The following is a 20,491-nucleotide window of genomic DNA, read 5'->3' on the forward strand; positions in this document are numbered from 1 at the left end:
ACCGATGTTTACGTCGACATCATTGTTGTCATTGACAACTTTGGGCGGATGCCCCTACTTTGGCCCCATGAGTGAAAACAACGTCAGCCTGCCCGACCTGACCGGCAGAACCGCCGTCGTCACCGGAGCCAACAGCGGTCTGGGACTGGAGACCGCCAAGGTCCTGGCCGGACGCGGCGCCCGCGTGGTCCTGGCCGTCCGTGACACCGGCAAGGGCGAGGAGGCGGCCCGGCAGATCCGGGGGGAGACCGAGGTCCGCCGCCTGGACCTGGCCGACCTGGCCTCCGTCCGTGAGTTCGCCGACGGGTGGAAGGGCGACCTCCACCTGCTGATCAACAACGCCGGTCTCATGGCGATCCCGGAGTCCCGGACCAGGGACGGCTTCGAGACCCAGTTCGGCGTCAACCACCTGGGCCACTTCGCCCTCACCAACCTCCTCCTCGAACACGTCACCGGGCGGGTCGTCACCCTCTCCTCCGGGCTGCACAGGGCGGTCCGCGGCATTCACTTCGCGGACGTCAACCTGGAGGGCCGTTACACCCCCTACCGGGCCTACGGGCAGTCCAAACTGGCCAACCTGCTGTTCACCCTGGAGCTCCAGCGCAGGCTGGACGAGGTCGGCTCGCAGGTGCTGGCCACCGCCGCGCACCCCGGCTACGCCGCCACCAACCTGCAGAGCCGCAGCGGCAAGCCGTTCCTGGACCGGCTGATGCGGATCAGCAACCGGGTCCTCGCGCAGAGCGCTGCCGCCGGGGCCCTGCCCACGGTCTACGCCGCCACCCAGGACGTCCCCGGGGCCGCCTTCGCCGGTCCCACCGGGCTGTTCGTGAACGGCGCCCCCGGCCCGTCCAGCAGGAGCGCCGCCGCACAGGACCCCGCGGCGGCCCGACGGCTGTGGGACCTGTCCGAGGAGATGACGGGCACCTCGTTCCCGCTGTGAGCGGCACGGGCCCGGAAACGGAGGAACGGCCCCGGGGGCGGCGGGGCCGCCTCCGGGGCCGTTCGTCGGGCCGGGGTGGTGGTCAGGGGACGAGGGTGAGCTCGTCCGTGCCGGCCTTCCGGACCGCCTCCTCGGTCACCGCCCAGGGCAGGGTCTCGCCCCGCGCCCACAGCTCCAACTGGTCGTCGTAGTTGGGGTGGAAGGCGTGGCCGGAGTTGCCGGTCAGGTGGATCCACCTGGAGGAGTCCCGGTCGGCCAGGTCCACGATCATGCGCATGGACGGCACCGCGGTGATCCCGTACCCCTCGGCCGCGTTCCAACCCGTGGCGTTCACGATGCTCGAACCACCGGAGCTCTCGACCGGGCCGCGGTTGAACAGCCACTCCACCGGGCCGATCCCCGAGGTCCCGAACGATTCGTGGGTCGCGGTGAGGGTGTGCAGGTCGCCCCATCGCCAGCCGGCCGGGTCGTCGCCGAGCAGTTCCGTGAGCTCGGCCGTCGCCGCCTCCATGGCCGCGGCGAGTACCTCGTCCCGGCCGTCGGCCCCGCTCCCCTCCCACCAGGCGGAGTCGGGGTCCTCCAACAGCCGGGTCACCACGTACATGCCGCGCGAACTGCTGCTCATGTCGATTTCGCCGAGCTCGTCGAAGAGCAGCGGCAGCAGGTGGCGCCAGGTGGCGTTGTAGAAGGCGGCCCCGGCGGAGTCGGGTTCGTTGAAGCGGTCCCAGTCCGCCAGCAGGGCCTGGGCCTCGGCGGCGGTGCCGTCGACCTCCACGTCCAGCAGGTGGGGGGTGATCTCCTCAGCCGCACCGTGGTGGGAGTCCATGAGGACGCGTTCCATGTCCTCCACGTCCACCGGTCCGTCCGCGATCGCCTCGTCGAGCAGGTCGTTGATGCGCTGGCTCCGGTACCCGTAGTCCCAGTCCGCGGTCAGGAAGTGCTCGTAGTCCTCGTCCACGGCCGACTGGTTGGCGGTGACGATCACCCCGGACTCGGGGTTGAGCACGCTGGGGAGCTCGTCGAAGGGGATGTACTCCTCCTCCCAGTCGTAGTCCGAGACCCATCCGGGGGCGGGCCAGCGGCCGTCGCCCTCGCCGCGGACCGGGACCAGACCGGGTGCCTGGTAGCCGATGTTGCCCTCGTTGTCCGCGTAGACGAGGTTCTGCGCCGGGACGTCGAACTTGCTCGCCGCCTCGCGGAAGCCGTCCCAGTCCCGGGACCGGTTCATGGCGAAGAGGCCGTCGGCCACGGTGCCCGGCTGGAGCGCGGTCCACCGCAGGGACACCTCGTAGGGGGCGTCGTCGCCCCCGTCCGGGTTCTCGCCGATCTCGCGCAGGTCGGCGCCGGCTTCGGCGGTCGACAGGATCGGGCCGCGGTGTGTGGAGCGGACGGTCAGCTCGACGTCCTCGCCGCCGGAGACCGCGATGGTCTCCTCGACGATCTCCAACGGGCGCTCCTCGCCGTCCACCACGTAGTGGTCGCCCTCGACCTGTTCCAGGTAGAGGTCCATCACGTCGGGGTTGAGGTTGGTGAAGCCCCAGGCGATGGACTCGTTCTGGCCGATGACCACGCCGGGCAGGCCGGAGAAGCTGAACCCGCTCACGTCGAACGGGCACTCCTCGGTGAGCTCCGTGCAGTGCAGCCCCATCTGGTACCAGGTGGAGGGCATCGACGCGCCCAGGTGGGGGTCGTTGGTCAGCAGGGGGGCGCCGGTTCCGGTGTGCTCACCGGAGACGACCCAGGAGTTGGAGCCCAGGTCGGGGCTGGTGGACGGGCCGAGGAGGTCGGGGACGGCCGCGTGGATCCCGGAGAGCCCCTCGACCGCCGCGAGGGCCTCCTCGGGCAGCTCGGGGGCGCGGCCCAGGTCGGCCTCGGGGGCGGATCCCCGGTGCTCGTCGGTGTCGGTGATGGGGGCGTGCCGCCCGGTCGGATAGACCGGGTAGAGGTCCTCGACCATGTCCTCGTCGAGGCCCGCGGCGAGCAGCTGGGCGCGTTCGGTCTCCGCCTGGAGGTTGCCGCCCAGGTCCCAGGCCATGGCCTTGAGCCAGGCGAGACTGTCGGTGGGCGTCCAGGGCTCGACGGTGTAGTCGTCCGCGGTGACACCGAGGAGCCCGTACTCCAGGCCGGCCTCCAGGCCCTCGTTGTCGTCGATCCAGGCGTTCACCCCGGCCGCGTAGGCGTCCAGGTAGCGCCGGGTGTCCTCCTCCAGGAGGTCGTACTCCTGCTCGGCGACCCGGCGCCAGCCCATGGTGCGCAGGTAGACGTCGGTCTCCACCTGGTCCGGCCCGAAGAGCTCGGCCGTGCGGCCCGCCGTGACGTGGCGGCGGAAGTCCATCTCCCAGAAGCGGTCCTGCGCGTGGGTGAACCCCTGCGCCACGAAGAGGTCCTCGGCGTTGTCCGAGTACACGTGCGCCACGCCCCACTCGTCCCGGAGCACGGTCACCGGTGCGCCGAGCTCGGGCAGGGACAGCTCTCCGGAGGTCGTCGGGAACGACTGTCGAACCGCCCAGACGCCAAGCAAAGACGCAATCAGAGCAAGAGACGCAATAGTGGCGACAAACCCCAAAAGGACACGAAAAAGGACACGCTTCCGCAATACACCCATGGCGGAACCATAAGGTGTCCTGCCTCACGTGCTCTAGGTCTCAGGCCGGGCGTTCCGAATTGTTACCAACTGGTAGGTCCTTCTTCGTGGGCCGACGGGCCTGGTCGGGGGCTCGGCGGGGTCCGGGGACGAGGGCCCGGGCCCCGCCGGGGCCCTCCGCGAGGCGGGCCGTCAGGTGCGCAGAGACTCCCGGAACCGGGCGCCCGCCTCGGCGGCCTCGGCGTACAGCCGGGCGACCAGCTCGGCGGCGGGCAGCTCCCGGGCCTGCCGGAAGCCGGTGCCCGCCCACAGGGCCATGCCCTCGGGGTCGGAGCGCCGGGCCGCGGCGGCCCGCAGCGGCCTGGTCATGTGGTGCACCTCGGGGTAGGCAGCTGGGGCCCCGGGGTGTTCACGCATGAAGCGGTTGGTCAGACCGCGCGCCGGACGCCCGGTGAACGCCCGGGTCAGAGCGGTCCCGGTGAAGGCCGGGTCGGCCAGCGCGGCCTTGTGCGGGGGATGCGCACCGCTCTCCGGACAGCGCAGGAAGGCCGTGCCGAGCTGGACGGCGACGGCCCCGGCAGCCAGGGCGGCGGCCGCGTCCGCGCCGGTCATGATGCCGCCGGCCGCGATCACCGGCACCTCGACGGCGCGCACGACCTCGGGCAGCAGTTCCAGGAGGGGGCGGTCCTCACCCCGGGCGGGGTCGAAGGTGGCGCGGTGCCCTCCGGCCTCCACACCCTGGACGCACACCCCGTCGGCGCCCCGGGACACGGCGGTGCGGGCCTCGTCGACGGTGGTGGCGGTGACGACCGTGGCCGACCCCGCCTCCCGCAGGCGTTCCAGGACACCCGCAGAGGGGCAGCCGAAGGTGAAGCTCACGAGCGGAACGGCCGCGGAGGCCAACAGGTCGACCTTGGCGTCCCAGGAGTCGTCGTCATGCCTGGCCGGGCCGACCTCCGTCCCGTGGCGGCGGGCGTCCCCGGCCAGCTCGGACCGGTAGTCGGCGAGCGCCGGTTCGGGTGCGGGGGCACCGGAGGGAACGAACACGTTCACGCCGAACACGTCCGTCCCCAGGCCCCGGACCCCGTCGATCTGCTCGCCCAGCGCTTCGGCGGACAGGTACCCGGCGGCGAGCGCCCCCAGGCCGCCCGCCCCGCTCACCGCGTGCACCAGAGCGGGCGTGGAAGCACCCCCGGCCATCGGGGCCTGGAGGATCGGACGCGCCCTCAGGAGTTCGGGCAGGTTCATGGTCTCTCGCTTCCCCCACGTCAGCGGTTCCCGCCTCACTTGGGCCGCAGGCTAACAGCCGGGGCCGGGCCGCCCTCGGGCCGGGCCGGTTCAGGGGCCCTCCCCGGCGTCCTCCCGCACGTCGTTCTGCCGTACGGCCCAGGTGAAGTCCGCGGACTCCGGGAAGAGCCGGGTGAGGACCATGGCGGCCACCGCCAGCACGAGGGCCGCGACGGCCAGCGCGGACACGGCGAACGGGATCCCCCACAGCTCCCACAGCCAGCCGAAGGAACCGGTCGTGGCGACGCTCCCGACCAGTGTCGCCACCGTCATCGCCGAGAACATGGTGTTCCGGTTGGCGTCGGTGAACATCAGCTGGCTCCACACCCCGGACAGCACACCGCCCAGACCGATCAGGAACTCCGCGACCACCAGACCGGCGACCAGCGGGACCACCCCGTACGCGGCCAGGACCAGGGGCAGCCCGATCCCCGTCGAGACCAGCGGCCCCCACAGGTGCGGGCGGTCCCGGTCCACCCAGCGCGCACAGGCCGCCCCCGCGGTCAGGGACAGGCTCATCAGCAGGAGCACCAGGCCGTTCAGGCGTACGTCCTCGCCGCCGTACTCGGCCAGCAGCATCGGCTGCCAGGCCACCACGAGCAGCATCGTGGCCACCATCAGGGAGAGCGCCAGGACCACCTGGGGGACGAAGCGCCGGGACGCCACCAGGAGCACCGACTCGAGGACGATCGCGCTGATCCGCCGGTCCGGCTGGCCGGGGGTGGCGGGGAAGCACCAGGGGGCCAGTACCGCCAGCAGCAGTACCAGCACACCTCCCAGGGCGATCATCGTCTCGGCCGGCAGCCACGTCCCCGCCACCATCACCGAGGCCGCGCCCAGCACCGAGCCCGTCCTGGCGGACACCGCGCCGACCCGCACGATCCGCGCGATCCGCCGGCTCCGGTCGCGGTCGCCGACCCGGTTGACCAGGATCGCGATGAGGGTCCCGGACTTCAGGGACGCCCCGACGTTGCCCAGGCACACGCCCACCACGGTCAGCGCGAGCCCTTCGGCGGTACCGAGGACCACCAGACCCGTCCCCCACACCGCCAGACCGGCCGTCAGCAGGCGGCGGTGCCCGTACCGGTCGCCCATGGCTCCGCTGGGCGCCTCCATGAGCAGGCCGAGGAGGTGGCCCGCGGCGAGTGTCGCGCCCACGGCCCACGGCTCGGCGCCGCGCGCGATGATCACCGTGACGAAGACGGCGCCGAACGCGAAGTCGGCCAGGGTGTGGACCGTCGTGTAGAGGCTGAGCCGGGCGAGGAGCGGGAACCTGCCGCCCTCTCCGCTCGGCGTTCGCGGGGGTTCTCCTGGGGAGGGAGTGGTCGCCATGGGCGGTCCGCTTCCGTGTGGACCCGTGTGCGGGCCGGTGGGATTTTGCCGACGGTAACAGTGCCCGGCCCCGTCACTCCACGTGTTTTCCCGGTGGCTTCCCGGCTCCCGCTCCTCCGTTCAGCCGACGGTGGCGAGGTAGGTGCGGATCACCGCAGCGAGGTCGTTCAGATTGTCCGGGTCTTCTGACACGGGGCGTGGCGGATCCTGCGACGGGTTGGCCAGCAGGTCGCCTTCGGGTACCCGGGGGAGGGGAACCAGCGGTCGTGGTTCGGGCGGTGGGGGCATGTAGGGGCGGGCCAGCGGGCCCGCGTCCTCTTCCGGTCCGGTATCGCGGTAGCCGTTCGCCCAGCGTGCGGATGTCTCCGACAGTCGATGGCCGGGGAAGACGCCGGGTTCGCGCGCGAGGCGCGTCAGTGTCGGCGTCGGCTCGGGTGAGACAGGCGCGGCGGGCAGCCGGGGGCGGTTGGGCGCCGGGGGAAGCGCGGTCCGCTCCCACCTGGGTGTCTGGGGGACGAACACGAACGTCAGGGCCGCCGACAGCAGTGCGGCGGCGATGGCCCAGGCCTGTCCGACCAGGGTTCGACGTGGCCTGCGGTGTCGCCCGCTAGGCTGATGCATGATGGCCTCCTGCTTTCTCAGGTGGTTGTCGCGCCCCGGCCCGGTGCTCCTAACACCGGCTGGGGCATCTTCGTGTGTGCTGTTAGGGCGGGTGTCAATGGCCCCTCGGGCTGCGCTTCCCGCCGCGTTGGTGCTGTGCTCGCTCAGGCTTCGTCGAGGTCGCGCTGGGGATCGATGAACGCCCACACCGTCAGCGGGCCGTCGGGATGGTTGGTCCACCACCACTTCTTCGAGAGCGCAGTGACCAGGGTCAGGCCGTACCCTTCGGCGTTCAGCTCCTCGGAGCAGTCGGGCACGCCGGGGTAGGTGGACGGTCGGCCAGCGCGGGGCCCGTCGTCGGTCACCCTCATCAGGACGAAGTCGCCGGGCATGACCTCCAGGGTGATCCTGACCCGCCCGCATCGACCTCCGGAGGCCGTGTGCCTGACCGCGTTGGTGACCAGCTCGCTGGCGACGAGTACGACCGGAGCGGCCCGGTCCTCGTCGAACCCGGTGGCCCTCCGGCACCAGGCGCGGATGCGTGCGACCTGTTCAGGCCTCCCGTCGAAGTAGCCCGTGGCCTCCCCGCGCCAACGGTTCCTGGCTCGTGCCGCGCCCCCGCGCGGCACAAGCTGGTTATTGTCTGGCCCGCGCCTCGGTCGTGGGATCTCGTATCCGGTCATCCATGCCCTCCGAGTGGCGGTAGGAGTTCGCTCCATCAGACGAAAGCGTGCGAGTTGGGCCCTCGCCGCGCAGAGAGGTCTCCGGTGCGCCAGATCGGTCAGCCGCACCTGAAGCCGCCCTGGGCTGTAACCCTGGGTGTGGAAGAGAACACGCTTGCGATCAGAACCATGATGCAGCTTAAAAATATTCTCTGCAACCTTCTCTAGAAAATATTTTCAGGAAGATGCAAAGGTCATGCGAGACAATGAGCGACGATCTGAGCCAAGCCCGAGCCGATCAGGATGGGTGCACTGATGACCGAACGCCATGCCCCGGCGGCCAGCCGCCGCAAGCTGGGGATACTGCTTCGGCAACTCCGGGAGAGCAACGACTTCACCGGCGAGCAGGTCGCGAAGCAGCTTCGCGTGCGCTCACCGAAGATCTACCGGGTCGAGGGTGGCAAAGTCGTTCCCACTCACCCCGAGCTGACCATGCTCATGGACCTCTACCAGGCCACGGAGGAACACCGGGAAATTCTCCTCCAACTCGCGGAGGAGGCGCGGCGCAAGGGCTGGTACGAGTCCTATGAGAGCGTCCTGCCGCCCAAGTTCGAGACCTATGTGGGCTTGGAGTCGGACGCCACGTCCCTGCGGGCGTACGAGCCCAGCCTGGTACACGGCCTGCTCCAGACGAAGGACTACGCCCACGCCGTTCTCACAGCGGGCAACCCGGCCGAACACCCCGACGACATCGATCTCCTCACCGACCTGCGGCTGCGTCGGCAGGAGCTTCTCACCCGTGAGCACGACCCGCTTCAGTTCTGGGTCGTCCTGGAAGAGATCGTGCTGCATTGTCCTGTCGGAGGTGCTCAGGTCCTCGCCGAACAATTGCGCCACCTGCTCGCCGTCGCCACGGAACTGCCCCACGTGACCATCCAGATCATCCCTACGTCCGTGGGGGCCCACGCGGGGCTCGCGGGCTCCTTCAGCATCCTGGAGTTCGAACCGTCGTCCCCCGAAGTGATCTACGTGGACAGTCACGGAGGCAACCTGACACTGGAGAAAACCCGCGATCTACGCCGCTGTAAGCTCCTCTACAACCACCTTCTCGCCGATGCCCTCTCCACGAAGGAGTCGGTCCAGCTCATCAAGGCCGCTTTGGAGGACACCCGTGAACCGTGAACCCGAAGCCCTCACTATTCAGCACACCGAGCCGGTCACCGCACCCTGGGTCAAGGCGAGCGCGAGCACGAGTGCCCAGGGCTGCGTCCAGGTGCGGGTTCCACGTGCGGGCCTGATCGAGGTCGGAGACACCAAGAACCCCGACGGCCCCACCATCACTGTCTCCGGCGCTGACTGGGAACACTTCCTCACCCAGGTCATCCGAGGCGACACCACTGGTTCCGGAAGGCTGAGAGCTGAGTTCCTCCCTGAGGGCGGTTTCACCCTCACCGACACCGCCACTCCGAACTCGCCCGTGCTCGCCTACACCAAGGCCGAGTGGGACGCCTTCAAACTCGGCGTCGATGCCGGAGAACTCCGCAGTGGCGCCCCGGACGGAACCCTTGTCGGCGGGCGATAGCTACGAACTGGTGCGATAGGCACGCGGAGAACTCGATGCGCGGCCTTGAGTGGCACAAGGGCGAGAGGTTCAGAGGCGCCAGGGTTATCAGTCCCGGTCTCTTCCAGTCCCTGTCCACAAGCACGAGGGCGGGCCGCGGTGCGCCCACCGCGTAGGGGCGGGCGCACCGCGGGCGTCGCTCATTCCATATCGAAGCGCAGGTCGGTGATGGTGGAAAGGTCGATGCCGTAGCGGGCGTAGACCTTGGTGGTGTTCTCCCCCGTCAGCTCCGCCTCGTCGTAGCCGAGCAGGGCCGCGACACGTACCACTTCGGCGCGGCTGTGTGCTTCTATCTCCAGATAGGCCGGGATTCGCGGCCAGGTGTCGATCTCCAACTGTGCACCGTCGAGGCTGAAGCTGCGGCGACGGTTCTCCTGGTAGGCCTTGGGGACGTAGCCGAGCTTGCCCAGGAGGGCGTTGGTGGTCTCGAAGTCACCGACTTCTGTCTCGGTCTCGCGAGTGCCGCCGATGGCGTCGGAGTTGATCTCCTTGACCGTGAGCGTGACCTGGCTTCCGGTGTCGCGCAGGCGTACCCAGCGAGAGGCGTCCCCGGGTTCGATGTCGTAGACGTAGCGCCGTTGGAGTACTTCCCCGAGGTCGGAGCCGCCCTTGTCCAGGATGAGCCGGGCCACTTCCTCGGGCTCGATGTCCAGAGCCTTGGCCTCGTACTCGATCACGCTCATGTCGTCGGGTTCCCTTCCTCGCGGTGCGCGGTCACCGGAGCGGTGATGGGGGTGTTGTGGGCAACTTCCAGCCTGTCACGGTCTGCCTGGCGGAAGTGGAGGATCTCGGTACTCACGGGCCCGTCGAGGAAGTCCTCGATCGGCTCGCACAGGTCCATGCGTTGCAGGCACACGCCGACCAGATGGTTGCCTGAGCGGTCCCGGTACAGGCGGAGTCCGTAGAAGCCTTCCTGGCAGTCGGTGTCGTTGTTGAACCGGCACCCCTGGCACGTGGTGGGCAGACGCACGGGACGGATCCATTTGACGTGGATACGACGTCGTCCGCCGTCGATGCGGTAGGTGGTGCGCGCGCCGGAGGCTCCTGCCGTGAGGTGATGGGCCTCGGCTACCGCACCGCGTTGGTCCAGGACCTCGTTGATGGCGTCGATGGATGGCTGGCCGTGGTCGAGGGAGTTGAGCAGGCGCACGGACAGTTCCGGCGTGTAGGTGTCCAGGAGCCGGTGGACACGGCCGATGTGGGTGTGGTCGAGGATCACGATGTTGGCGCTGGCCCGGACTCCGCTGTCGACGCAGGCCTGGATGGAGGCGTTCAGGGCCTCGATCTTGGCTGCGGCCTTGGCTCGGTCACGGAAACGTGTGTGTTGGACCTGGGCGAGTTCTTCGGGGGTCGTGCCGAAGACGGAGAGGTTGACCCGGTCGAGCCCGGCGTCGGCGCAGGCGGGGATCTGCCGGGCCCCGTTCTCGCCGTTGGAGGTCATGCACACCCGGTATCCCTGGTCAGCGGCGAGGCGGACCAGGTCGGGCAGACGCGGGTGGAGAGTGGGCTCGCCGCCGGTGAGGTGGAGTTCGGTGAACCCCATGCTCTCGCGCAACCGGTGCAGGGCGTGGGCGAAGTCCTCGTCGGGTGGGATCGTGCTGGGCAGGAATCCAGTGCCGTTGGTGGCGGCGTAGATCGACGTCCTTCCGGAGCTTCCGGAGATCAGGAAGGGGCCGGGGCCGCGGTGACGGTTGTCGACCACGACGGGTGTGCCCTCGTTGTGGCAGAAGGTGCAGGTCATCCCACAGGCGTCGAGGATCTTGACGCGCAACGTGGTGTCGGTGTCGATATGCGTCGGAAGTGAGTCGGCAGCTGAGGAATCATCCATGAACGGGCTCCTGTGACGGCGCTCTCGGTGGAGCGGGAGGGTGCGTCACAGGCGACGATCCCGTTTCGGGTGCCGCCCTTCCCATTCCCAACGGATATCCCCCTCGGGATAATCGAGGCCGTGTCCGAGTTTGTCTCCGAAGGGATGGAAGGAAGCGATGCCTGGTCATTCCTGGGGGAGGATCGAAATTCCGGTCCGGGTATGGGAACGGCAGGACACGCAGCGGCTCCTGCGTGAGCGCGACATCGCCGGCCTGTTCCGGCTGGCGCAGGCGCACGGAGCGAGTCAGACCCGGATCGCCTCGGCGACCGGCATCGCTCAGGGACGTGTGAGCGAGATTCTGAGCCGGAGGAGGATGGTCAGCTCACTGGAGTTGATGGAGAGGATCGCCGATGGGCTCGCCATGCCTGACCCCTCCCGGGCACTGCTCGGACTGGCTCCCCGACAGGCACCCCTGGCAACAGAGCGCTCTGCCGTCGCTGGAGACACCAACCCTGCCCCTTGTCCAAAGACCTCGGGCGTCGATGAACAGGTGCGAGAGCGCCTGGAGATCGCGTCCATCGACAGTGCCCTCGTCCGTCTCCTCGAGGAGCAGACCCAGAACCTGCGGCTGATAGACCGCAAGCTGGGTGCCCACTACCTCCTCGCACAGAGCCAGGCCCATGTCCAGCAGATGCACGAACTGCTGCGTCAATCGATCCCCGGCACCGTGCGGCGCGGTCTGGCTCGTGCCCTGGCCGAGGCGGCGTCCCTGACCGGATGGCAGGCGCTCGACGCAGGTCGGCTGGCGACGTCCTGGGGCTACTACGAGATCGCCAAGTCCGCTGCTCAGGAGAGCGGGGGTTCGACGGTTCTGGCCCACGTGAGCGCCGAACAGGTCTACGTGCTCCTGGACAGCGGGCGAAACGGCGAGGCACTCGCGGTTCTCAGGGCGACGCATGACGGCGAGGGAAAGTCACTACCAGCATTGTTGCGCTCGTGGTTGTGGGCCGCTGAAGGGGAAGTACGCGCCTCCCTCGGCCAGGAACCGGAATGCCGGAAAGCCTTGGATCACGCCTTCTCGCTGCTTCCCCAACAGCCCGATGACCCATCGCTACCGTTTCTCATGTTGGACGACACCCATCTCATGCGCTGGCGGGGGCACTGCCTGGCGCGTCTTGGGCACAGCGAGGCGATCGAAGACCTCACCCGAGCTCTCGATGACATCGCCCCATTGGGGTTGGGCCGTGCCGAGGCCGGGCTGCGCACCGACCTCGCCGTGGCCTACTCCGCCAGCGGAGACGTCACCCAGGCCCAGCGGCAGGCACGGCGCGCTACAGAACTCTCCGAGCGGTCCGGTTCCGTCCGCCAACGTGCCCGCCTGACCCGGCTCCTGGGACCTCCGTCCCCGTCAGGAGGCCAGGAGGTGGAGCAGGGCGACGAGGGTTCCTGAGCTCTGCACCCGTCCCTCGGCGACCAGGCTACGGGCCTTGGTCAGGGGCACCCACTCGTAGACGCCCTCGTCGAACTCGGTCGGGTCCGCCACCAGTTCGGCGCCGCGCCCCACGAAGACGTGGTGAGGGCTGCGGACCGTGCCGATCATCGGCTCGAACGTGGCCACGTGCTCCACCGAGGCGACTCGGTGCCCGGTCTCCTCCAGCGCCTCACGGGCAGCCGTCCGCTCAGGGGTCTCCTCGGGATCCAGTAGACCTCCGGGCAGCTCCCATCCCCACACGTCGGGCACGAACCGGTGCCGGTAGCTCATCAGGACGTGCTCTTCGGCCCGGTCCAGGATCGCGATCACCGCAGCCGACGGCAGGGTTACCGTGTGGTGCTCGAACCTGCTCCCCGAAGGCGTGGTGATGTCGGCCTTGCCCAGCCGTACCCACGGGTTGTCGTACAGGGTGCGCTCACCGTGCACCAACCAGCGGCCCTGGTCGTCCTCGCTGCTCTCCATGCCCCGAAACTACCGTTCCAAGGTGTGCGTGGGAGGACCTGCTCTGGCTCAATGCCGCGTAGTTAAGCGGCTGGGCTGATCAGGGGCGTGGGCGGGCCCGTGTGCAGGACACTGACGTGATGGGCCCGCTTGATCGGGAATGAACTATGCCGGACCCGCTTGATGACCCGCGGACAACTACGATGCCGCCGCGCGGGAAGACACCTCTGAGCCACCTGCTCCAACACCACCCCATACACCCACGCCCGCTGCTCAGGGGGAAAAGCCGCTCCGCCCAAGGCGTGACGGCGCACCACACGCACCGCACCCAAGAACGACAACCGGTCCGCGGCGACCTCAGTCTCATCAGCCGCCGCACACATCAACGCACGCATCGCGTAGTGCGCCAGCAACAACCCGTAGATCTCCGCGACCGTCATCCGCGCGGACTTCGACCTCAGCACCACACCCCCGCCCCGCAGATGCGTCTTGATCTCCGCGAACGCCGTCTCATGCTCCCACCTGCGCTTATACGCCCACACGATCTCCACCGCGGGCACCAGGAGCGGATCCATCACCGTGGTGAGCACACAGATCAACTCGCCCTGAGCCTTACGGTCAGGCACGGTGTACTCCGCCACCCGCACCAACCGGGCCCGCTCCGCGTCCACACCCTCACCGGCCCGAGCCTGGGCGATCAACCGCTCACGCCACACCCGGCCAGTTCGGGAAACGAACACCAACGCCGTGTAGGAGCCGTCCGCCAGCGGTGCGATGACCGGCAGTTCCAGGCTGCCCCCCACCCGCCACGCCGCGTGCGCCCCGACCTGGGTGACCTCGCCGAGCAGATCCCAACTGTAAAAGCCCGCATCAGCGAGCAGGAGCATGTCGGGTTCCAACGCGCCCAGGGTGAGCCGGGTCAGATCCCGCTCCCCGTCATGGTGAGCACCCACCCCCACCCCCACGACCGCCCGGCTCGCGCACTCACTCAACGTGACCAGCCTGGCCTTGGGAAACGCCGACCGGGATCGGTCGTTGCCTCCGTAGCCGAAGAAGGCGGCGTTGTCGGATGTGTCGGCCACGTCCAGCTCCGTGCCGTCCCAGGACATTCAGGCGCAGACCCGCCACCAGGCCCTGGCGTGTGTCAGGCCCGGGCAGGGGCACGCACGTTCGAACAGCTCGATGAGTGGTTCGAGGCCCAGCCGTTGACGGGCTTGAACGATCGCGGAACTGGTGGGTACCCGCCACGCCGACTCCCAGGAGCCCAGGTATGTCAGCGACCCGGCCAGGCGGGTCATGACCTCGCTGGCCGAGTCAGCACAGTACAGGGCCTGGGCGATGGTGTGGCGCACCATCACGTGCGCGGGCAGCGCCCGGGAGCGTTGTTCCGAGCTGTGGGTGCTGATCAGGCATTCCTCGATGAGGTCGCGGGGGGGGTAGCGGGCGGCGAGGACACCCAGTTCGAGGTGATCGGTCAACAGGCCGATCGGGCTCTGCCGCGGGGCTGGGGTGCCAGAAGAGGACGCGGGCATGGCCCGTACCGTAGCGGCCCGCGAGCACGGACGTACGCCCACCGCGCTGACCAGCACACACCTTAACTACGCGGCATTGAGTCCTACCCACCTCGAACAGAACCATCAAAGCTCAATGAGTTGGTCGTCTTTGTTATTGCCTGTGGTTCCGACGCTATCGCGCCTTGTCAGGGCGGGCAGCAGTACTCGCGCGATTATGGATTGACTGGCCATCCTTCGAACTCCCCATTGTATTGATAAACAATATTGATGCCTACGGAATCCAAAAGATCTTGAAGATCTGGATGGGGTTTGCTTGGGAGGAGAACGGCAAGAGTGGGGTTCTTGGGTTCGACGTTTCTTCGGTAATCCATGAGTTGGCCGATTGCCATTCTGATGGATTCTCGAGAACTTGTACTCTTGGCTTCGTAGAGCACGTGCGCGTTGGCATCGTATAGGTCAGTCCAAAGGCTCGATGAGAGTCCTGCGGTTCTAATCTGAAACCTAAGGACCTCGCGCTGGTGGCTAAGGAGAAATTCTTCGAACTTGGCGGAGAGCGAAGACTCATGCCAAGTGATGGTTGTGCTGGGGGTGCCTGATTTTGAAGTCGTCTTATTCTTGATTTTTTCTGGCTTCGCCAGTGAGCTCTTAGTTATACTTGCTGGAACTGGGATGACTTCGGGCTTGGGGAGGTGAGGGATGGTGTCTTCCGATAGCGGCTCGACCTGACTTACTGGGCGAAGCCTGAAGACGATAACCTGTCTTACTTCCTTGTCCTCATTACGTGCTAGTCGGTCAACGTAAGGTTCTTCTTCATCGATCTCGAACATGCCTATGTAGCGCTGGCGCTTGGTGTTTGTTCCTGGCTCTGTGCCATCGGCTTTGAAGACGTGGAGCGTGTAGCCTGTTTTGCTGTGATCTCTAATTTTTCCGTTCCTATAGCCAGGGTTTCCGTCGAAGGTTTGGTTCCCTTTTCCGGTTCCTGTATATTCGAAAATGGGGCCATTGTCGTCAATTTCGGGTAGCCAGCCGTCGTAGTATCCGCGCTTCTTGCCAGATTTGTGGTCTGTATAAATCAGAACAGTTTTACTGTCGTCGCAGGGTTCAATTCCTTGATACAGACCACCCCCAAATTCTTTTTTCATTTTTTCGCGTGTGGTGAATTCGCCCGGTTTGACTGGTTCCTTTCCCATGTGTCCAATGTACCGGTTAGTGTGGTTTTGGTCTGTTGCTGGAGAGGTCTGTGGGGCCCGTGGGGCCCGTGGGGCCCGTGGGGCATGGGGGCATACATGGCTGTAACAGCAGAGTCAGAGCAACAAAGTGATGGCCCAAGTCAGATTGGTGTGATCACACCGATGAGGTCTCTGTTGATAGTGCCGTGGTCGCGTGCTGGAGAGCGTAAGGAGCAGTGACAGGTACACGAATCAATGAGGGTTGGGTTTGGAGCGCCCTGGCACCGTGTGGAAGAGCGGTACCAGGACCGTGTCCACGATCTCCACCACCAGGCTGTCCGGTACGGGCTCCACCCGGAACAGGAAGTGGTTGCGCAGCAGGGCCTGGCCCACGTCCAGCCGGACGTCCGCCACCGCCTCGGCGGGGATCTCGCCCCGTGCCACGGCCCTGCGGGCGACCTCCGCCATCATCCGCCGTCCCATCCCCTGGGACCGGGTGCGGATCTCCACGTCGTGCTCCGGGTGCGGAAGCGCCTCTCCGAGCAGGCCGCGCAGGGCCTCCCCGGCGGGGCCGGAGAGGGTCCGGGCGCTCTGGCGCAGCAGCACCAGCAGGTCGCCGCGGAGCTCCCCGGTGTCGGGGATGTCCGACGGGTCGGGCAGCAGGTGGTACACCGCGTCCATCACCAGCGTGGCGCGGGAGGTCCAGCGCCGGTACAGGGAGGCCTTGCTCGCCCTGGCCCGCTCGGCGACCCCCTCCATGGTCAACGCCGTGTAACCGTGCTCCGCCAGTTCCTCGATGGTGGCCTCGAGGATGGCGTTGACCAGGGCATCCCCCCGGCGTCGGGGGCGTTTTCGGTGATCGGTGCTCTCGGCGGACATGCTCGCATCCTACGAAGCCCTGCTGACGCGGCCGCTGCCGCCGTCCACGGTCACCGACTCCCCGTCGGTGAGGACGGTGGTCCCGGTACCGGTGCCCATCACCGCCGGGATGCCGTACTCGCGGGCCACGATCGCGGCGTGCGAGGCGATCGCCCCGGAGTCGACCACCACCGCTGCCGCCCGCTGGAACAGCGGGGTCCATGCCGGGTTGGTGTACGGGCAGACCAGGACGTCACCCTCGCGCAGACGGTGGAAGTCCTCTGCCCCGCGGATGACCCGGACCGGGCCGGTCACCGTGCCGGAGCTGGCGGGGGAGCCCGCGACCAGCGCGTCACCGGTGTCCTTGCGGGGGAAGACCCGGGCGTGGTCGATCAGCGCCACCCCGGACATCTCGGCGCGTTTGGCCGCCCGGCCCCGGGCCAGGGAACGCAGCCGCTCGGCCTGCGCCGCGGGGATCGCGGTGACGTCCCCGACCTCCACCACCTCCTCCAACCGCAGGTGGAAGACGTCGAAGGCCTCCTCCAGGACCCCCGCGCCCCGGAGCCGCTCCCCGATCTCCAACAGGGAGCGGCGCAGGGCCGGCAGGCTCGCGGTGAAGTAGAAGTGGCTGTCCTCGCGGAAGGCCACCCCGTCCCGCGCGGCCCGCAGCCACCGCTCGACGAGGGCCCGGGCACGGCGCCCGCGCAGCAGCGGGTGTTCGAGCAGCCGCTCCAGCGCCCGCGCGGACCGGGAGGTGGTGTCCTGAACCCCCTCGGGCCGGTCGAGCAGGGAGCGCACCAGGCCCAGCACGACCTCGGGGGACTCGACCAGCGTCGGCGGGCTGACCAGCAGCGGAGACGCGGTCTCCCGCCGCCCGTACTCGCGCAGGAAGGATTCGAGCCCGTCACGGAACTCCGCGAACCCGGTGCCGGTCCCCTCCCTGAGCGCGGCCAGGACCCCGGCCGGTTCCCGTTCGGTGAACAGCCGGCGCACTTCGGGTACGGCTCGCGCCCGGTCGGCCAGCGCCCGCAGCGCCTCGTTCGAGTCCTCGGTACGGGTGCGGGCCCCGCCCAGCAGGTCGGCGAGCAGCTCCCGGCGGCCCAGGAAACGGGTGGCCAGCGCCATCCGGGCGAGGGCCAGCCCGCTGCCGGGCAGGTAGTCGATCCGCAGGTCCCGGCAGGGGGCCATCAGCGCCAGAGCCCGCGCGGGCACCTGGACCAGCTCGGCCCACGGCAGGGCGGGCAGGTCCAGGGCGTCCAGGGCGTCGGCCTCGGCGAGGAACTCCGCCAGCCTCGGGTCCGCGGTCCAGTCGGCGGTCCGGAACCGTCGGGCCCTGCGGGCCAGCCTCCAGGGGGTGAGCAGCATGCGCGGCCCCGGGTGCGGGGAGGGCGGGACGAGCTGGACGACCACGCCGTCCTCCTCGCGCAGATAGTTCTCGAAGGTCCCCTTCAGGCCGTAGTACGACGTGACCTCCCGCATCATCCCGGTGGGGCCGTGCTCCAGCCAGGTGCTCATGTCCATGGGGTAGGGGCGGACCGGGAGGTACTCGGTGAGGATCGCCGCCTGGAACCGCTGGCGCCGGTTGAGCGCGACGGGGGGCGGCGGCAGCGCGGTCATCGGCCGCGCCTGCACGATCCGGAACCGCTGGCCGGACAGGGCCCACTCGATGTCCTGGGGGCGCCCGAAGTGTTCGGCGATGGTCCGCGCGTGCGCGGCCAGGACGGACAGCTGCCCCTCGGAGAGCAGGGCCTGCCGTGCGCCCGCTCCGCCCTCGGACGCGTCCGGCGCGCCGCCGTCGGGCGCCTCCGGCTCCCCGGAACGGACGGGTTCCCCCGCCGGCCTGTCCTCCTGGCGGACCCCGCCGCCCTCGACCGAGCGGATCACCACCTCACCGCGCCCGGGGGTCCACTCCACGACCCCGCCGCGCTCGTCCAGCAGGTAGTGGTCGGGGGTGACCAGCCCGGACACCACCGCCTCGCCCAGGCCGGCCCCCGCGTCCACGACGATCCGGTCGCGCGCCCCGCTCACCGGGTCGGCGGTGAACATCACCCCGGCCACCTCGGAGTCGACCATGGCCTGCACCACGACGGCGATCCGGACCTCCGTCTGGTCCACCGCCCGCTCCCGGCGGTAGGCCACCGCCCGGTCGGTCCACAGCGAGGCCCAGCAGCGGCGGACGGCGTCCACCACGGCGTCGGCGCCGACCACGTTGAGGTAGGTGTCCTGCTGTCCGGCGAAGGCGGCACCGGGCAGGTCCTCCGCGGTGGCGCTGGAGCGGACCGCCACCGGGACGTCCCGGCCCAGGTGCCGGTAGGCGGCGACGATGCGTTCGCGCAGCCCTTCGGGGAGAGCGGCGCCCGCCACCGCGGCGCGCAGGTCCGCGGGCCCGGGCCGTGGACCGGGGCTCTCGGCGGTGCCCTCCCCGGCCCCGCCCTCCACGGCGGCGACCAGATCCGCCAGGCGCACGGACTCGACGACGGCGGCGTAGGCCTCGGTGGTCACCACGAAACCCTCGGGTACCGGAAGTCCGGCGCGCAGCAGTTCACCCAGGTTGGCGGCCTTGCCGCCGACGGTGGGGAGGTCGTCGGCGCCGAAGGCGTCCAGCGGCGCGACGAACGGGGTACGGGTGGCGGCGGTGGATCTCACGGGTTCTCCTTGAGGAGTTCGGTCTGCGCCCGGGTGCGCAGAGGGAGCGCCGGCAGGGCCAGCGCCAGGAGGAAGGCCAACCCCAGCAGGGGGGCCACGGTCAGGATCGCCGCCGGCACGGCGGCGCCGAAGGCGGTCGCCACCAGCTCCCGTGCGGGTGCCGGCAGTGCGGCGACGGCCTCCGGGGTGAGGCTGCCGCGGTCGGCGGCCCCGGAGGGGGCGCGTTCGGCGAAGGAGCGGGTGACCAGCGCGCCCATCAGGGCGACGCCCAGGCTGGCGCCGACCTGTCTCAGGAAGAGCACGGAGGAGGTGACCGCCCCGAGGTCGGCGGGATCGGTGGCGTTCTGCGCGGCGAGCATCACCACCTGCATCACCAGTCCGACCCCCAGGCCGGTCAGGAACAGCATCGCCACCAGGCCGGGGACGCCCCCGGCGGACCCGACCAGGCCGAGCAGGAGCGAACCCAGGGCCATCAGCGCGGTGCCGGTGACCGGGGACCACCAGTACCGGCCGCTTCGGGTGATCAGCCGCCCCGAGACGGTCATGGCGATCAGCGCGCCCGCCATCAGCGCGGTGACCAGGAACCCCGCTCCGGTGGCGGTGGTACCCAGCCCCACCTGGGCGAAGGGCGGTACGTAGGTGAGGGTGCCGAAGAGCGCGAACCCCACCGTGAAGCTGAGCAGGACCGGGACGACGAACCCCCGACGGCGCAGCAGCCGGAGCGGTAGCACGGGGTCCCGGGCGAGGCGGGCCGAGACCAGCCACAGCAGCAGAGCGGCCAGGGTCGCCCCGGCCAGGGCCGGGGCCGCCCACCCCGGCCCTCCCCCGTCCCCGGCGAGCAGGTCGGCCAGGAGCACGGTGCCGACCACGGCCGCGGCGAGCGCGGCGGCTCCGAACAGGTCGACCGGCTGCCGGGCGGTCGGCCGGGGCAGGCGGAGGGTCGAGGCGAGAACGGCGAAGGCGATCACGCCCAGCGGAAGGTGGACGGCGAAGACCCACCGCCAGGAGAACAGGTCGACCAGTACCCCGCCGAGCAGCGGGCCGCCCACCGCGGGCAGCACGGCGAACACGCCGACGACCCCCAGGTAGCGGCCGCGCTCCCGGGGGCTGATGATCTCGGCGAGGGTGGCCTGGCCGCCGATCATCAGCCCGCCGCCGCCCGCGCCCTGGAGCACCCGGGCGCCCACGAACACCGGGAACGAGGTGGCCAGGGTGCACAGCAGCGCACCGAGGACGAAGAGGGACAGGGCGATCAGGAGCAGCGGTTTGCGTCCGAAGCGGTCGCCGAGCCTGCCGTAGACCGGAAGCACGGCGGTGGCGGCGACCAGGTAGGCGGTGATGACGGCGGGCATCCGGTCCAGCCCGCCCAGTTCCCCCGCGATCTCCGGCAGGGCCGGGACGACGGAGGTCTGGTCCAGTGGGGCCAGCAGCATCACCAGCAGGAGCCCGGGCAGGGCGGGGGCCACGGATCTCCGGTGCTCTGCCGACCCCACTGCGTTGCCAACACTCACTACAGACCTCCATTCCTCCTCTTT

Annotated in this window: 18 protein-coding genes; 4 read left to right on the top strand and 14 right to left on the bottom strand. The window is 69.3% G+C overall.

The window, feature by feature from the left end:
- Nucleotides 1–67: 67 nt before the first annotated feature.
- Nucleotides 68–940 (top strand): oxidoreductase, encoded by an 873-nt coding sequence (locus IE195_RS25480; protein WP_191276206.1) that lies wholly within the window; start codon nt 68–70, stop codon nt 938–940.
- 82 nt (nt 941–1,022) lie between these two features.
- Here the strand turns inward: IE195_RS25480 and IE195_RS25485 are convergent, their stop codons facing one another.
- The 5 genes from IE195_RS25485 to IE195_RS25505 form a co-directional block, all read right to left on the bottom strand.
- Entirely contained in the window at nt 1,023–3,545 is a 2,523-nt protein-coding gene (locus IE195_RS25485; RefSeq protein WP_191276208.1) for a penicillin acylase family protein, read from the bottom strand.
- Between the two features lie 171 nt (nt 3,546–3,716).
- The gene (locus tag IE195_RS25490) at nt 3,717–4,772 is read right to left on the bottom strand and encodes a nitronate monooxygenase (protein WP_191276217.1); all 1,056 of its coding nucleotides are present in this window, start codon (nt 4,770–4,772) and stop codon (nt 3,717–3,719) included.
- 90 nt (nt 4,773–4,862) lie between these two features.
- On the bottom strand, nt 4,863–6,143 hold the full coding sequence (locus tag IE195_RS25495) for an MFS transporter (protein ID WP_191276219.1): 1,281 nt from the start codon (nt 6,141–6,143) through the stop codon (nt 4,863–4,865).
- Between the two features lie 120 nt (nt 6,144–6,263).
- Nucleotides 6,264–6,764: a hypothetical protein gene (locus IE195_RS25500; RefSeq protein ID WP_191276221.1), complete on the bottom strand. Its 501-nt coding sequence runs from the start codon at nt 6,762–6,764 to the stop codon at nt 6,264–6,266.
- A gap of 143 nt (nt 6,765–6,907) precedes the next feature.
- Entirely contained in the window at nt 6,908–7,372 is a 465-nt protein-coding gene (locus IE195_RS25505; protein ID WP_229826461.1) for an ATP-binding protein, read from the bottom strand.
- A gap of 348 nt (nt 7,373–7,720) precedes the next feature.
- Here IE195_RS25505 and IE195_RS25510 point away from each other — a divergent pair, with 348 nt between their 5' ends.
- Nucleotides 7,721–8,587, top strand: coding sequence for a helix-turn-helix domain-containing protein (locus IE195_RS25510; RefSeq protein WP_191276224.1), 867 nt, complete (start codon nt 7,721–7,723; stop codon nt 8,585–8,587).
- On the top strand, nt 8,577–8,987 hold the full coding sequence (locus IE195_RS25515) for a DUF397 domain-containing protein (protein WP_229826463.1): 411 nt from the start codon (nt 8,577–8,579) through the stop codon (nt 8,985–8,987). The genes IE195_RS25510 and IE195_RS25515 overlap by 11 nt, the downstream gene beginning before the upstream one ends.
- Before the next feature lie 179 nt (nt 8,988–9,166).
- Here the strand turns inward: IE195_RS25515 and IE195_RS25520 are convergent, their stop codons facing one another.
- The gene (locus IE195_RS25520; RefSeq protein WP_191276235.1) at nt 9,167–9,709 is read right to left on the bottom strand and encodes a class IV adenylate cyclase; all 543 of its coding nucleotides are present in this window, start codon (nt 9,707–9,709) and stop codon (nt 9,167–9,169) included.
- Nucleotides 9,706–10,854, bottom strand: coding sequence for a radical SAM protein (locus IE195_RS25525; RefSeq protein WP_191276237.1), 1,149 nt, complete (start codon nt 10,852–10,854; stop codon nt 9,706–9,708). The genes IE195_RS25520 and IE195_RS25525 overlap by 4 nt, the downstream gene beginning before the upstream one ends.
- A 157-nt stretch (nt 10,855–11,011) precedes the next feature.
- Here IE195_RS25525 and IE195_RS25530 point away from each other — a divergent pair, with 157 nt between their 5' ends.
- Nucleotides 11,012–12,286 carry an NsdA family TPR-like regulatory protein gene (locus IE195_RS25530; protein WP_191276239.1) on the top strand — a complete coding sequence of 425 codons (1,275 nt, stop codon included), beginning with the start codon at nt 11,012–11,014 and terminating at the stop codon, nt 12,284–12,286.
- Here the strand turns inward: IE195_RS25530 and IE195_RS25535 are convergent.
- From IE195_RS25535 to IE195_RS25560, 7 genes are all read right to left on the bottom strand, one after another.
- Entirely contained in the window at nt 12,245–12,790 is a 546-nt protein-coding gene (locus tag IE195_RS25535) for an NUDIX hydrolase (RefSeq protein WP_191276241.1), read from the bottom strand. The two genes, IE195_RS25530 and IE195_RS25535, sit on opposite strands and share 42 nt — an antisense overlap.
- 62 nt (nt 12,791–12,852) lie before the next feature.
- Complete coding sequence (locus tag IE195_RS26410) at nt 12,853–13,878, bottom strand: IS4 family transposase (RefSeq protein ID WP_225942306.1); 1,026 nt, start codon at nt 13,876–13,878, stop codon at nt 12,853–12,855.
- Nucleotides 13,879–14,301: a transposase domain-containing protein gene (locus IE195_RS26415; RefSeq protein ID WP_225942307.1), complete on the bottom strand. Its 423-nt coding sequence runs from the start codon at nt 14,299–14,301 to the stop codon at nt 13,879–13,881.
- Nucleotides 14,302–14,495: 194 nt separating this feature from the next.
- Entirely contained in the window at nt 14,496–15,473 is a 978-nt protein-coding gene (locus IE195_RS25545; protein ID WP_191276243.1) for an SRA domain-containing endonuclease, read from the bottom strand.
- 231 nt (nt 15,474–15,704) lie between these two features.
- Nucleotides 15,705–16,331, bottom strand: a complete 627-nt coding sequence (locus IE195_RS25550; RefSeq protein WP_191276245.1) for a TetR/AcrR family transcriptional regulator — start codon at nt 16,329–16,331, stop codon at nt 15,705–15,707.
- A 9-nt stretch (nt 16,332–16,340) separates the two neighbouring features.
- Nucleotides 16,341–18,956, bottom strand: coding sequence for a PEP/pyruvate-binding domain-containing protein (locus IE195_RS25555; protein WP_191276247.1), 2,616 nt, complete (start codon nt 18,954–18,956; stop codon nt 16,341–16,343).
- The gene (locus IE195_RS25560) at nt 18,953–20,467 is read right to left on the bottom strand and encodes an MFS transporter (protein WP_229826466.1); all 1,515 of its coding nucleotides are present in this window, start codon (nt 20,465–20,467) and stop codon (nt 18,953–18,955) included. The genes IE195_RS25555 and IE195_RS25560 overlap by 4 nt, the downstream gene beginning before the upstream one ends.
- Nucleotides 20,468–20,491 lie beyond the last annotated feature (24 nt).

The organism is Nocardiopsis terrae, assembly GCF_014651695.1.
GTDB lineage: Bacteria > Actinomycetota > Actinomycetes > Streptosporangiales > Streptosporangiaceae > Nocardiopsis > Nocardiopsis terrae.

Coding starts and splice junctions, on each gene's coding strand:
- IE195_RS25535 (WP_191276241.1), bottom strand. CDS start 12,790: ATGGAGAGCAGCGAGGACGACCAGGGCCGCTGGTTGGTGCACGGTGAG.
- IE195_RS25500 (WP_191276221.1), bottom strand. CDS start 6,764: ATGCATCAGCCTAGCGGGCGACACCGCAGGCCACGTCGAACCCTGGTC.
- IE195_RS26415 (WP_225942307.1), bottom strand. CDS start 14,301: ATGCCCGCGTCCTCTTCTGGCACCCCAGCCCCGCGGCAGAGCCCGATC.
- IE195_RS25530 (WP_191276239.1), top strand. CDS start 11,012: ATGCCTGGTCATTCCTGGGGGAGGATCGAAATTCCGGTCCGGGTATGG.
- IE195_RS25480 (WP_191276206.1), top strand. CDS start 68: ATGAGTGAAAACAACGTCAGCCTGCCCGACCTGACCGGCAGAACCGCC.
- IE195_RS26410 (WP_225942306.1), bottom strand. CDS start 13,878: ATGTCCTGGGACGGCACGGAGCTGGACGTGGCCGACACATCCGACAAC.
- IE195_RS25485 (WP_191276208.1), bottom strand. CDS start 3,545: ATGGGTGTATTGCGGAAGCGTGTCCTTTTTCGTGTCCTTTTGGGGTTT.
- IE195_RS25520 (WP_191276235.1), bottom strand. CDS start 9,709: ATGAGCGTGATCGAGTACGAGGCCAAGGCTCTGGACATCGAGCCCGAG.
- IE195_RS25550 (WP_191276245.1), bottom strand. CDS start 16,331: ATGTCCGCCGAGAGCACCGATCACCGAAAACGCCCCCGACGCCGGGGG.
- IE195_RS25495 (WP_191276219.1), bottom strand. CDS start 6,143: ATGGCGACCACTCCCTCCCCAGGAGAACCCCCGCGAACGCCGAGCGGA.
- IE195_RS25490 (WP_191276217.1), bottom strand. CDS start 4,772: ATGAACCTGCCCGAACTCCTGAGGGCGCGTCCGATCCTCCAGGCCCCG.
- IE195_RS25510 (WP_191276224.1), top strand. CDS start 7,721: ATGACCGAACGCCATGCCCCGGCGGCCAGCCGCCGCAAGCTGGGGATA.
- IE195_RS25525 (WP_191276237.1), bottom strand. CDS start 10,854: ATGGATGATTCCTCAGCTGCCGACTCACTTCCGACGCATATCGACACC.
- IE195_RS25545 (WP_191276243.1), bottom strand. CDS start 15,473: ATGGGAAAGGAACCAGTCAAACCGGGCGAATTCACCACACGCGAAAAA.